Raw genomic sequence first — 12,401 nt, 5'->3', positions numbered from 1 at the left:
ACCTGTCCAGCCCCTATCTGTCCAACACAGCGCGGATGGTTTCCATGGCGGTCACCAGCCGGCGCGACACTTCCTTGTTGGCATCTTCCAGCCGTTCGCCACGCGCTTCGGAATTGTCGAGTTCCTGCGCCAGCCGCGAACGGTCGGCGTTCATCCGCTGCACCTCGGCCTCGGCTTCGGAATAGTCCCGCTCATGCTCGAGCTTAGCCGCGACGGCGTTCTCCAGCCCCTCGATGGCCTTGCCCAGCCTGGCGATGACTTCCTTCAGTGTCGTTTCCCCGGTCATGGCCTTCGTCCTGTGCCCTGCCCATCACCGAATCGCTCGCGTTCAGAACGCGTTATCCAGGAAACATTACGCGCCGTGTTAAGCGCACGTCAACAAAGCTCTCGCGACTGTCCCCCGCTAACGCTAATGTGCCGCCCGGACACCCATCACAAGGCAGGCAAAAGCGCACCGATTTGTTGACTAAAAGGCCGCGCCTGCTATGTGTCGCGGCACCGTTTCAAGGGCCTTCCCACGGTCCCCACCCCCCCACCTTGGAGGAAGCATGAGCTCGCGCGAACAACATGACCGGATGGCCAATGCGATCCGTTTTCTCGCCATGGACGCCGTCGAGAAGGCAAATTCCGGCCATCCCGGCCTGCCCATGGGCTGCGCCGACATTGCCACGGTGCTGTTCACGCGCTTCCTGAAATACGATCCGAAGAACCCCCATTGGCCCGACCGCGACCGGTTCATCCTGTCGGCCGGCCATGGTTCGATGCTGCTCTATTCGCTGCTGTATCTGACCGGCTACGAAGACATGACCATCGACCAGATCAAGAATTTCCGTCAGCTTGGATCGAAGACGGCCGGGCATCCGGAATATGGCCATGCCACCGGCATCGAGACCACAACGGGCCCGCTTGGCCAGGGCCTTGCCAATTCGGTCGGCTTCGCACTTGGCGAGCGCATCATGAACGCCGCCTTCGGCAACGATCTCGTTGATCACTACACCTATGTGCTGTCGGGCGACGGCTGCCTGATGGAAGGTGTCAGCCAGGAAGCCATCGCGCTTGCCGGCCACCTCAAGCTCAACAAGCTGATCGTCTTCTGGGACAACAACAACATCTCGATCGACGGTCCGGTCTCGCTTTCCGACAACACCGATCAGGTCGCCCGCTTCCAGGCCTCCGGCTGGAACGCCAGCCACATCGACGGCACGGATCCCGAAGCGATTGCCTATGCCATTGAAGCCGCCCGCCATTCCGACAAGCCGACGATGATCGCCTGCAAGACGACCATCGGCTTCGGGGCACCGACAAAGGCCGGCACCAACAAGGCACACGGCTCGCCGCTCGGCGCCGACGAGATTGCCGGCGCGCGGAAGTTCTTCAACTGGGAATCGCCGCCCTTCGACATTCCGGCCGACATCCTCGACGCATGGCGCACTGCCGGCAAGACCGGCGTCAAGCCGCGTACCGACTGGGAAGGCCGCCTCGCCAAGGCAGACGGAAAGCTGAAGGCTGAGTTCGAGCGCCGCACCGCCGGCAAGCTGCCGTCCAACTTCGACGCCGTCATCGCCGACTACAAGAAGAAGCTCTCGGCCGACAAGCCGAAGGTCGCCACCCGCAAATCGTCGGAAATGGCGCTGGAGGTCATCAATGGCGCGGTGCCGGAAACCATCGGCGGTTCGGCCGACCTGACCGGCTCGAACAACACCAAGACCAGCCAGACCAAGAACATCACGCCGGACGACTACGGCCAACGCTATGTCCACTACGGCATTCGTGAGCACGGCATGGCCGCCGCGATCAATGGTCTGACGCTGTATGGCGGCCTCATTGCCTATGGTGGCACCTTCCTGTGCTTCTCAGACTATGCGCGTCCGGCAATGCGGCTTTCCTCGCTGATGGGCATCCGCTCGATTTTCGTCATGACCCATGATTCCATTGGTCTGGGCGAAGACGGCCCGACCCACCAGCCGGTCGAGCATCTGGCGGCACTGCGCGCCATCCCGAACCATAATGTGTTCCGCCCGGCCGACGCGGTCGAGACGGCAGAGTGCTGGCAGTTGGCCCTCGAGTCGGAAAAGACGCCGTCGACGCTGGCGCTGACCCGCCAGAACCTGCCGACGGTACGCACCGAATTCGTTGCCGAGAACCTGAGCGGCAAGGGTGCTTACGAGTTGGCTGCCGCCAGCGGTGAAGCGGCAGTGACGATCTTTGCCACGGGTTCCGAAGTCGAGATCGCGCTTGCTGCCCGCGACCTGCTGGAGAAGCACGGCCACCCGACCCGCGTCGTCTCCGTTCCCTGCTTCGAGCTGTTCGACAAGCAGAGCGACGACTATCGCAAGAAGACGATCGGCAACGCACCCGTGAAGATGGCAATCGAGGCGGCCATCCGCCAGGGCTGGGATCATTTCATCGGCTCGGACGGCATCTTCATCGGCATGACCGGCTTCGGCGCCAGCGGCACGATCGAACAGCTCTACCCGCATTTCGGCATCACCGCCGAAGCGGCTGCCAAGGCGGCGGAAGCCCGCCTGCACAGCAAGTAAGGTCTATGCATGTCGCCCAAAATTGAACAGCGGTTTTGGGACAACGACATGCATGAAAGAAAGATGCCTCGGCGAAATCGCGCATAGCGGTTTCGCCGGACTGGCCCAACCTAATCGATTTAAATCCACATCGCCGCAGCTGGATTCTTTCCGCTTCCGCCGCTATGAAGCTGCGGACCCATCGTCTGCCTTCCAGCTCCCAGGGAGAAAAAAATGACCGTCAGAGTTGCCATCAACGGATTCGGCCGCATCGGCCGCAACATCCTGCGCGCCATCCATGAATCCGGCCGCAAGGACATCGAGGTCGTAGCCGTCAACGATCTCGGCCCGGTCGAGACCAATGCCCATCTGCTGCGCTTCGACAGCGTGCATGGCCGCTTCCCGCATGAAGTCTCGGTCTCAGGCGACCAGATCACCGTCGGCAAGGAAACGTTCAAGGTCACCGCGATCAAGGATCCGACGCAGCTGCCGTGGAAGGAACTGGGCATCGACATCGCGCTCGAATGCACCGGCATCTTCACTGCTCGCGACAAGGCCGCCGCGCACCTCACCGCCGGCGCCAAGCGCGTGCTGGTCTCGGCTCCGGCCGAAGGCGCCGACCTCACCGTCGTCTACGGCATTAACCACGACCAGCTGACCAAGGACCACATCGTCATCTCGAATGCGTCCTGCACCACCAACTGCCTGGCGCCGCTGGCAGCCGTGCTGCACGAGACGGTCGGCATCGAAAAGGGCATGATGACGACGATCCACTCCTACACTGGCGACCAGCCGACGCTGGACACCATGCACAAGGATCTCTACCGCGGCCGCGCTGCCGCGCTGTCGCAGATCCCGACCTCGACCGGTGCCGCCAAGGCGATCGGCCTGGTGCTGCCCGACCTCAAGGGCAAGCTCGACGGCATCTCGATTCGCGTGCCGACGCCGAACGTCTCGGTCGTCGATTTCAAGTTCATCGCCAAGCGTGCGACGACGGTGCAGGAGATCAACGATGCGGTGATCGCCGCCTCGAACGGGAAGCTCAAGGGCATTCTCGGCGTAACCCATCACCCGAACGTCTCGATCGACTTCAACCACGATCCGCGTTCCTCGATCATGGCGCTCGACCAGACCAAGGTCATGGACGGCAACTTCGTTTCGGTCCTGTCCTGGTACGACAATGAGTGGGGCTTCTCCAACCGCATGTCCGATACCGCCGTCGCCTTCGGCAAGACCATCTGACGGCACGTGTTCGACGCGCTGACCCCGCGCACGATACGCTGGAGCCCGGTGCAAGGCATCGGGCTTGAGCACCTCACGCTTCGCCCCGACGCTGGCGGCATCGTTGCCGAAAGTGTCGTCATCGGTGAGCGCGGCGAAAAGCCTTATGGGCTGAATTACCGGATCGACTGCGACGCCAACTGGTGCGCGCGCGCGTTCAGGATCGTCACGACGGACGGCCGGGGCCTCGCCCTGCTCTCGGACGGAGCCGGCCATTGGCGCAGCCTCGGCGGCAAGCCGCGTCCCGAGTTCGACGGCTGCATCGACATCGATCTGGCCGGCACGCCCTTCACCAACACATTGCCCATCAGGCGGCTTGAGCTGAAGCCGGAGGCCGGCACGGTCCAACTCGACATGCTCTACGTGCCATTCGACGATTTCACGCCGTTCAGGGACGCCCAGCGCTATACCTGCCTGCGGGCCGGACGGCTTTACCGTTACGAGGCTGCCGACCGAACGTTCGCCGCCGACCTGCCGGTGGACGAGCACGGCGTGGTCGGTGATTATCCCACGCTCTTCAGGCGCGTTTGAGTCACCACCCTGCCGTCTTCGCCGCGCCGCCAGCGCGGCCACTGCAAATGATCAGAAAATCAGCGGCATAGGGCAAAAAACCACCCTCCCGCCTTGCACTGGTCATGTCTTCGCCCCACTCTCACGTAAAGCGGGAAACAGAGGAATTCGAGGGGCAAATCACGGATGGAGCATGCGATCTATCTCGTCACGCTGGTCGGCACCGCGCTTGTTGTTGCCGCCGCGTTTTCGAGCCTGATCGCCTTTCGCTTCGGCGCCCCTCTGCTGCTCTTGTTCCTGTGCATCGGCCTTGCCACCGGCACCGATGGTCTCGGCATCCAGTTCGATAATGCACGCGTGGCTTATTTTGCCGGTTCACTGGCGCTGGCCGTCATCCTGTTCGATTCCGGTTTCGGCACGCCGCTCAACGCCTTGCGGCAGGCGGCTGGGCCCGCCCTGTCGCTGGCAACAGTCGGTGTGCTCCTGACCACCGGGCTGTTCGGCGCAGCGGCTCATTACCTCCTCAGTCTCACCTGGCTGGAATCCTTCCTGCTCGGCGCCGCCGTCGCCTCGACCGATGCGGCCGCGGTGTTCTTCCTGTTGCGCGCCGGCGAGATCAACCTGCGCGAACGCGTCCGCTCGACGCTCGAGGTGGAATCCGGCACCAACGATCCGATCGCCATCTTCCTGACCATCACGCTGGTCGAGATCATTGCCGCCCATGCCAACCCCGAGACCAATGTCCTGGTCACCAACCTGGTCCTTGGCTTCCTCCTCAACATGGGCCTCGGCGCCGTGGTCGGCGTGCTCGGCGGCCTCGCCATCGTGCGCCTCGTCGACCGGCTCAACCTGGATCACGGCCTGCTGCCGATCTTCGTGCTGACCCTGTCGCTTATGGTCTTTGCCGCCGCTGGCGCCATCGGCGGCTCGGGCTTCCTGGCCGTCTATATCGCCGGCCTGATCGCCGGCAATTCCGACATTCGTGCCGTCACCATCCTGAAGCGCTTCCAGGACGGCATGTCGTGGCTGGCGCAGATCATCATGTTCCTGATCCTCGGCCTGTTCGCGACGCCCTCGCAGTTCCCGGCCATCATGCTGCCGGCGATAGGGCTCGGCCTGTTCCTGATGTTCGTGGCTCGGCCGATCGCGGTCTGGCTGTGCCTGATCCCGTTCCGCCTGCCGCGCCCCGAAGTCGCCTTTGTGTCCTGGGTCGGCCTGCGCGGCGCGGTGTCGATCCTGCTCGCCATCACCCCTTTGCTCGGTGGCCTCGAAAACGGCCGCGTCATCTTCAACACCGCCTTCATCATCGTGCTGGTGTCGCTGGTCATCCAGGGCTGGACCGTCGGGCCGCTGGCGCGCCGCCTGGGCCTCATCGTGCCGGCCCGCCTCGGGCCCCTGGACAAGGTTGAGCTGGAATTGCCGGGCTCGGCCCATCACGAGCTTCTTGCCTACCGCGTGGCGCCGGGCAGTCCAGTGGCGCGCGGCGAGCGCATTCCACGCTGGGCGCGGCCCTCGCTGGTATTGCGCGACGGACGCTCGATGCGCTTCCAGGACATGGGCCGGCTGGCCGCGGGCGACCAGGTCTACATCTTCGTGCCCGACCGCTATCCCCGCCTGCTCGACAAGCTGTTTGCCAGCCGCGCCGTGGTCGATCCGGAGGATGCGGATTTCTTCGGCGCCTTTGCCGTCGATCCGGCACGTTTCGCCGCCGAACTGGAGGCAGCCTATGCGCCGGGCCTGACCGAGGCGGAGCAGAAGCTCACGATCGGTGCCCTCGTCACCGCGCGGCTCGGCGGCCATGCCGAATATGCCGATCGGGTGCTGCTCGGCCCGATCGAGCTGATCGTCCGCGACGTCGACGACAAGGGCAAGATCATCGGTCTTGGTCTTTCCTTTGAGCCAACCGCGCCCGTGGCGCGGGTACCGGTTTTCTTGAGCGCCGGCGAGATGGGTGACCGTCTCGGAGCCTTTATCCGCAACTGGCGCAAGCCGACGGAAACGCAGATCGCCGAGGCGCGGGAAACGCCCGCCGCGCCTGTGGCTCCTGAAAAGACCGAATAGGGCCGGTTCGCTCGCCCGCTCAACATCAAATTTTCCGCAGGCTCGCGCCGTAAGCCTTGCATCGCCGATGGTGCGGGGTAATGTCCCGGCGATTTTTCCGCGAAAGGAACCAGCATGGCCGCCTTCAAGACACTCGACGACATCGGCAATATCAGCGGCAAGCGCGTGCTGGTACGTGTCGACCTCAATGTTCCCGTCGCCGGCGGCAAGGTCACCGACGCCACCCGCATCGAGCGCATCGCGCCGACCATCGCGGAACTGTCCGGCAAGGGCGCCAAGGTCATCCTGCTCGCCCATTTCGGCCGCCCCAAGGATGGCCCCTCGCCTGAATTCTCGCTGGAGCCGATCGCCAGGGCCACGGCCGAGGTGCTCGGCCGCCCTGTCGCTTTCGCTTCTGATTGCGTCGGCGACACGGCGGGAAGTGCCGTGGCGGCGATGAACAAGGGCGACGTGCTGCTTCTCGAAAACACTCGCTTCTACAAAGCCGAGGAGAAGAACGATCCGGCCTTCACCGAACAGCTCGCCGCCTGTGGCGACATCTTCGTCAACGACGCCTTCTCGGCGGCGCACCGCGCCCATTCGTCGACGGAAGGCCTGGCGCGCCTGTTGCCAGCGTTTGCCGGGCGGACCATGCAGGCCGAGCTCGAAGCGCTGGAAAAGGGCCTGGGCAACCCGGCCCGCCCGGTCGTTGCCATTGTGGGCGGCGCCAAGGTCTCGACCAAGATCGACCTCTTGATGAACCTGGTGAAGAAGGTCGATGCCCTGGTCATCGGCGGCGGCATGGCCAACACCTTCCTTGCCGCGCGCGGCACCGATGTCGGAAAATCGCTGTGCGAGCATGATCTGGCCAAGACCGCCAAGCAGATCATGATCGAGGCAGCCGAAGCTGGCTGCGCCATCATCCTGCCCGTCGACGGTGTCGTCGCGAGGGAATTCAAGGCGGGCGCCGCTTGCGAGACCGTCGATATCGCCGACGTGCCGGCCGACGGCATGATCCTGGATGTCGGTGCAAAGACGGTCAAAACCATCGGCGAATGGATCGACCGCGCCGCGACGTTGGTCTGGAACGGTCCGCTCGGCGCCTTCGAGATCGAGCCGTTCGATCACGCGACCGTCGCGGCGGCAAAGCACGCGGCAGCGCGTACCAGGGCCGGCAAGCTGGTCTCGGTGGCCGGCGGCGGCGACACGGTGGCGGCCCTCAACCACGCCGGCGTCGCCGATGATTTCACCTACGTGTCGACCGCCGGCGGCGCTTTTCTGGAGTGGATGGAAGGCAAGCCACTGCCGGGCGTTGACGTTTTGAAAAAGTAAGCCCTCCCGGGATCGGCAGGCGAGCAAGCGCGCCAGGAACTTTCAATCGATTCGAGCTTTCCGATGCCATTCCTTTGGCGGTAGACTTCCGTTAAGCGCGGAACAGACCCCTTGAGGAGAAGCAGAATGAGCGAACGTCTCGAAGACATTGCCGCAGCGATCGTGGCGGGTGGCAAGGGCCTGCTGGCCGCCGACGAAAGTTCCGGCACCATCAAGAAACGCTTCGACGTCATCGGCGTCGAATCGACGGCCGACAGCCGCCGCGACTATCGCGAGATGATGTTTCGCGCCAAGGACGCGATGACCAAGTACATTTCCGGCGTCATCCTCTACGATGAGACCATCCGCCAGAAGGCCGCCGACGGCACGCCGCTGGTCGATATCATCAAGGCGGCGGGCGCCATTCCCGGCATCAAGGTCGACGCCGGCGCAAAACCCCTGGCAGGCTTTCCCGGCGACACGATCACCGAGGGCCTCGACGGCCTGCGCGAACGCCTTGCCGATTACTACAAGCTCGGCGCACGCTTTGCCAAATGGCGCGCTGTGATCGACATCGACACCACCAAGGGCGTTCCATCAGCCAATTCTATCGGCTCCAACACCCATGCGCTCGCCCGCTATGCAGCACTTTGCCAGGAGGCCGGCATCGTGCCGATCGTCGAGCCGGAAGTGCTGATGGACGGCGCCCACGACATCGACACCTGCTACCAGGTCTCGAAGGCAACGCTGCTGAAGCTCTACGATGAGCTCAACGCGGCAGGCGTTGTGCTGGAGGGTACCATCCTGAAGCCAAACATGGTCATCGCGGGCAAGAAGTCGGGCAAGACCAACAGCCCGCAGGAGATCGCCGAGAAGACGATCAAGCTGTTTAGCGAAACCGTGCCCGTCGCGGTGCCAGGCATCGCCTTCCTGTCGGGCGGTCAGTCGGACGAGGAAGCGACCGCCAACCTCAACGCCATCAATGCCATCGGGCCGCACCCGTGGAAGCTGACCTTCTCTTACGGCCGCGCCCTGCAGGCGGCCCCGCAGAAGGCCTGGAGCGGCAAGGCGTCGAACGTGGCCGCCGGCCAGGCCGCCTTCACCCACCGCGCCCACATGAACCATCTGGCGGCGCTTGGAAAATGGAAGCCGAGCCTGGAACAGGCCGCCTGATCGACATTCCTCCATCTCTCTCCGGACCCGGGCCACGTGCCCGGGTTTCTGATTGTAGCTTACCGGGCTTGGGCTGAAGCCGCCTCGTCCTTATTTCCTCTTCGGCAAAGTGGCGACGATGTCGGTTTACACCGGTCTCGAACGTCCTTGGGGCAAGCCAGGGAGAGGTTCATGAGCAGCAACAAGGTCGTTTCACGCGAAGACTGGTTTCAGGCGCACAAGGCGCACCTGGGCCGAGAGAAGGAACTGACGCGGTTTCGCGAACGCATTTCGAGCGAGCGACGTGAACTGCCCTGGTTGAAGATCAGGAAGGACTATGTCTTCGAGACCGAGCAAGGGCCGAAGAAACTGGCTGATCTGTTTGGCGCCAACAGCCAGTTGATCGTTTATCACTTCATGCTCGGGCCGGGGTGCAACCATCATTGCGAGGGCTGTTCGTTCCTTGCCGACCATATCGACGGCGCCAACCAGCATCTCAAGCATCACGACGTGTCGCTGGTCGTGGTGTCGCGCGCGCCACTGGCCGAGCTTCTGCCCTACAGGCAGCGCATGGGCTGGAAATTCGACTGGGTATCGTCCTATGCCTCGGATTTCAACTTCGACCTGCAGGTCTCCTTCACCGACAAGCAGATCGCGGCCGGCGACACCACCTACAATTTCGAGACCCGTCCCCGAACATCGAAGGAGCTGCCCGGCACCAGTGTTTTCTATCGCGACGAGAACCGCGACATCTTCCTCACCTTCATATCGCGGGCCCGTGGCGGCGAGTCGCTGATCGGCACTTACGATTATCTCGACATGACGCCGAAGGGCCGCAACGAAACCGGCCCCTATCACGGCCTGATGGACTGGGTGCGGCTGCACGACGAGTATTGCGACAGATCGGAGACGAAGGGCGACTGCTGCGATTGACCTTGCGGCAGCGGTTGGACCGTTCACCTTGGGCGCAACATCGGCTAATGCTCGTTGTTCGTCCAAGGGTATCGTGATGCGACGCTTTCTGGCCCTTCTCACCTGGCTCGCCTTCCCCATCTATATCTGGCAGGGATTGGGGGTGCGCCGCCGCACCTCGCGCATGCTGCCGGCGCAGGGACCGGTCATGCATGATCTCCCAGGCAAGGCGCCGGCGATCTCGCTGCTTGTCCTGGGTGATTCCTCAGCCGCCTCCGTCGGCATCGGCAATTCCGAAAACGGGCTTGCCGCGCAACTCGCCGTCCTGATTTCGCAGAGCACCGGCCGCGCCGTACGCTGGCGCGCCGCCGGCTTCAACTCGGCAACGTCAGGCCAGATCCGCGATCACGTCCTGCCCAATCTCTCGGCCGACCCGTGGACGCATATCGTGCTGGCCATCGGCACCAACGACACCAAGAATTTTCATTCGGTGCCCCGCTTCAAGAAGGATTTTGGCGGCCTGCTCTACGCGCTGCGCGCCAAATGGCCGGAAGCGCGCGTGGTGTGGTCGCCGGTGCTGGAATTCACCCGAGCGCCCGCCATGCCGTCATTGCTCGGCAAGATCCTCGAAATCCGCGCCGTCGAGATGAACCGGATGGGCGAACGCCTTTGCCTGGAGCGCGGCGCGGTGCCGGCGCCGCGCCTGCCGATCACCAATCCCGAGGCCGGCTTTGCTTCCGACGGCTTTCACGCCTCGGAAGCCGGTTATCGGGCCTGGGCGGAGCATCTCGTCGGACTGGTCCTTGCCGACTGATCGGTGGCAGACAGGCTGGTGTTGTGTGATGCGGGTCTATGTCAAATGCCCAAGCACGGCAGCCAGCGATATCGCCGCCATGGCAAGCAGCGCCAGCTTCCAGAAATCGCCGCGGCGCTTGAGCCCAGGCCAGCCGAGTGGCTTGATGAGCTGGATGACCATGAAACCGACGATGACAAGGGCGAGAAGTTTCGTCATGCCGCCTTTGACCAGCAACGTGACCAACTGTCAAAACCTGCGTACAGAACGCAGGCCGCGACCAGAGGCGCAAGCGTCATGAAGGATTCCGGTCGCCTACTGTCCGCCCTGGGAGATACAAGATCGCGCATCGCGCAGATCATAGATCCTGACAGTCGGCGCGACGTAGCCATAGTCCCCATCTGGTTTCGAAAATTGCGCTGCGACATGCCCATCGAGACAGCGGAACATGGCGGCAAGCTCATATATTCTCGGGTCTTGCTCGCTCAACCCTCCGCCACGCAGGTATCGCTGGAACTTTAGCGATACGAGGTAATCGACAGACGAAAGATCACGGTAATCCTGGGTTACCGGCGCCGGCTCTCCCATCTGGTAATCCACCAGGAAATGCGTGATGCCCTGCTGTTCCAGGAAACGCATTGCTGCAAATCGGGTATCCGCTTTCCGGTCCAGGTTCGCGACATAGCCAATGCCGGCATGTGCGCTTGCCAGCATGGCGACAAGCCCAAGTCCGGTTGCGACCAGCCGGCTTCGAGGCGCAACCGCCCTGGAGCAGGCGATACCGGCTGCCAGTAGTAGATAGACAACCACCGGCAAGACGTAGCGCATCGAGCCGACAATCTTGAGCGGCGAGAGCTCGAGCATGAACAGCCAGAGAAAAGCCCCGCCCGCGTAGGCCGCGACACACTTGTTCCTGTCGGCGATGATGGCGATGGCGATCGCCCCAAGGGCGATCGCCAATGTCGGGCCGGTGACGCCGGGGATCAGATGGTAGCGGAAATGCGTGAGCCCGTAGCCCTCCCAGAACCATTCCTTGAGATCATGACCCATTTCAGCGTGCTTCAGTTCCGCGCGAAGGCCGCCGATCACGGTTGAAAGCCTGCTTCCAGTTTCAGTCAGAAGCGATACGCCGAATACCGCCAATACCGTGACCGCGTCCGCCGCGGCTATGATGACGCCTTGTCTGGGACTAAGCTTGCAGTAGACGATCGCCACGATGAAAAGAACGAGACTGTTGCCGGCGCCCACATATTTTGCCGTTACGGCCAGCCCCAGCGCAAATCCGAAATAGACAAGATTGACGGTGGTGACATGTTCTTTCAACCGCACCAATGCATGCAGCCCAACACAGATGGCGAAGACCAGGACTGCGTCTTCCTTGAGATAGTGCGCATGAACCGCGATGGCCGGCGATACCGCGAAAACACAGGCCCAAAGAAAGGCATTGATGTCATCCGCATAGCGCCGCAAGACGACATAGAAGAGGACGGTTGCCGCGACGCAGGCCAAGGCGCTGACACTCCGGCCGGCCAGCAAGAAGTCGTGCTCGCTCGACGCCCCGGAAAGCCATGCGGCGAAGCGTGCCAATACGATCATCAATGGGGGATGCGCGTAATTGTGGTGCTGCCCTGCGACAAACCCCACTTTGATCCGCTCGTCCGGCTGGATGCCGAGCGGGAAGTCGATGTTGTGGAAGGCAAGCGATGCCGAGATCACCGCCAGCACCAGAATAGCCAGAATCTGCGAATTGCCCTGCGCCAGACTGGACCAGCCGGCCCGCTTGGTCGGCTGGTCGACGATCATGACCTAATAACGGGCGCGAGGCATTTCGACATGTCGTCTTTTGACCAGTATCTCGGCCGGCTGTCAAAGCACTCCTCGCG

The 12,401-nt window shown here is 62.9% G+C and carries 11 protein-coding genes; 8 read left to right on the top strand and 3 right to left on the bottom strand.

The window, feature by feature from the left end; all coding sequences use genetic code 11:
- Positions 1 to 13 precede the first annotated feature (13 nt).
- On the bottom strand, positions 14 to 286 hold the full coding sequence (locus tag LGH82_RS22710) for a DUF4164 domain-containing protein (RefSeq protein WP_227344896.1): 273 nt from the start codon (positions 284 to 286) through the stop codon (positions 14 to 16).
- 262 nt (positions 287 to 548) lie between these two features.
- Here LGH82_RS22710 and tkt point away from each other — a divergent pair, with 262 nt between their 5' ends.
- The 8 genes from tkt to LGH82_RS22670 all read left to right on the top strand — a co-directional run bounded on the left by tkt (position 549) and on the right by LGH82_RS22670 (position 10,539).
- Positions 549 to 2,540, top strand: a complete 1,992-nt coding sequence (gene tkt / locus LGH82_RS22705; protein WP_227344895.1) for a transketolase — start codon at positions 549 to 551, stop codon at positions 2,538 to 2,540.
- 213 nt (positions 2,541 to 2,753) lie between these two features.
- The gene (gap, locus tag LGH82_RS22700) at positions 2,754 to 3,761 is read left to right on the top strand and encodes a type I glyceraldehyde-3-phosphate dehydrogenase (protein ID WP_227344894.1); all 1,008 of its coding nucleotides are present in this window, start codon (positions 2,754 to 2,756) and stop codon (positions 3,759 to 3,761) included.
- Positions 3,762 to 3,767: 6 nt separating this feature from the next.
- The gene (locus LGH82_RS22695; RefSeq protein ID WP_227344893.1) at positions 3,768 to 4,331 is read left to right on the top strand and encodes a putative glycolipid-binding domain-containing protein; all 564 of its coding nucleotides are present in this window, start codon (positions 3,768 to 3,770) and stop codon (positions 4,329 to 4,331) included.
- Positions 4,332 to 4,496: 165 nt separating this feature from the next.
- Positions 4,497 to 6,371 carry a potassium/proton antiporter gene (locus LGH82_RS22690; protein WP_227344892.1) on the top strand — a complete coding sequence of 625 codons (1,875 nt, stop codon included), beginning with the start codon at positions 4,497 to 4,499 and terminating at the stop codon, positions 6,369 to 6,371.
- A 114-nt stretch (positions 6,372 to 6,485) separates the two neighbouring features.
- Complete coding sequence (locus LGH82_RS22685; protein WP_227344891.1) at positions 6,486 to 7,682, top strand: phosphoglycerate kinase; 1,197 nt, start codon at positions 6,486 to 6,488, stop codon at positions 7,680 to 7,682.
- A gap of 126 nt (positions 7,683 to 7,808) precedes the next feature.
- The gene (locus LGH82_RS22680) at positions 7,809 to 8,834 is read left to right on the top strand and encodes a class I fructose-bisphosphate aldolase (RefSeq protein ID WP_227344890.1); all 1,026 of its coding nucleotides are present in this window, start codon (positions 7,809 to 7,811) and stop codon (positions 8,832 to 8,834) included.
- A 171-nt stretch (positions 8,835 to 9,005) separates the two neighbouring features.
- Positions 9,006 to 9,746: a DUF899 domain-containing protein gene (locus LGH82_RS22675; protein ID WP_227344889.1), complete on the top strand. Its 741-nt coding sequence runs from the start codon at positions 9,006 to 9,008 to the stop codon at positions 9,744 to 9,746.
- A gap of 76 nt (positions 9,747 to 9,822) precedes the next feature.
- Positions 9,823 to 10,539 carry an SGNH/GDSL hydrolase family protein gene (locus tag LGH82_RS22670; protein ID WP_227344888.1) on the top strand — a complete coding sequence of 239 codons (717 nt, stop codon included), beginning with the start codon at positions 9,823 to 9,825 and terminating at the stop codon, positions 10,537 to 10,539.
- 36 nt (positions 10,540 to 10,575) lie between these two features.
- Here the strand turns inward: LGH82_RS22670 and LGH82_RS22665 are convergent, their stop codons facing one another.
- Positions 10,576 to 10,737: a hypothetical protein gene (locus LGH82_RS22665; RefSeq protein ID WP_140707978.1), complete on the bottom strand. Its 162-nt coding sequence runs from the start codon at positions 10,735 to 10,737 to the stop codon at positions 10,576 to 10,578.
- 96 nt (positions 10,738 to 10,833) lie between these two features.
- On the bottom strand, positions 10,834 to 12,321 hold the full coding sequence (locus LGH82_RS22660; RefSeq protein ID WP_227344887.1) for an ArnT family glycosyltransferase: 1,488 nt from the start codon (positions 12,319 to 12,321) through the stop codon (positions 10,834 to 10,836).
- Between the last annotated feature and the right edge of the window lie 80 nt (positions 12,322 to 12,401).

The organism is Mesorhizobium sp. PAMC28654, assembly GCF_020616515.1.
Lineage (GTDB): Bacteria > Pseudomonadota > Alphaproteobacteria > Rhizobiales > Rhizobiaceae > Mesorhizobium.
This window is presented reverse-complemented; position numbering and strand designations above follow the sequence as displayed.

Excerpts from the sequence above, each read along its gene's own strand:
- LGH82_RS22710 (WP_227344896.1), bottom strand. The coding sequence starts at position 286 with ATGACCGGGGAAACGACACTGAAGGAAGTCATCGCCAGGCTGGGCAAG.
- tkt (WP_227344895.1), top strand. The coding sequence starts at position 549 with ATGAGCTCGCGCGAACAACATGACCGGATGGCCAATGCGATCCGTTTT.
- gap (WP_227344894.1), top strand. The coding sequence starts at position 2,754 with ATGACCGTCAGAGTTGCCATCAACGGATTCGGCCGCATCGGCCGCAAC.
- LGH82_RS22690 (WP_227344892.1), top strand. The coding sequence starts at position 4,497 with ATGGAGCATGCGATCTATCTCGTCACGCTGGTCGGCACCGCGCTTGTT.
- LGH82_RS22685 (WP_227344891.1), top strand. The coding sequence starts at position 6,486 with ATGGCCGCCTTCAAGACACTCGACGACATCGGCAATATCAGCGGCAAG.
- LGH82_RS22680 (WP_227344890.1), top strand. The coding sequence starts at position 7,809 with ATGAGCGAACGTCTCGAAGACATTGCCGCAGCGATCGTGGCGGGTGGC.
- LGH82_RS22675 (WP_227344889.1), top strand. The coding sequence starts at position 9,006 with ATGAGCAGCAACAAGGTCGTTTCACGCGAAGACTGGTTTCAGGCGCAC.
- LGH82_RS22670 (WP_227344888.1), top strand. The coding sequence starts at position 9,823 with ATGCGACGCTTTCTGGCCCTTCTCACCTGGCTCGCCTTCCCCATCTAT.
- LGH82_RS22665 (WP_140707978.1), bottom strand. The coding sequence starts at position 10,737 with ATGACGAAACTTCTCGCCCTTGTCATCGTCGGTTTCATGGTCATCCAG.
- LGH82_RS22660 (WP_227344887.1), bottom strand. The coding sequence starts at position 12,321 with ATGATCGTCGACCAGCCGACCAAGCGGGCCGGCTGGTCCAGTCTGGCG.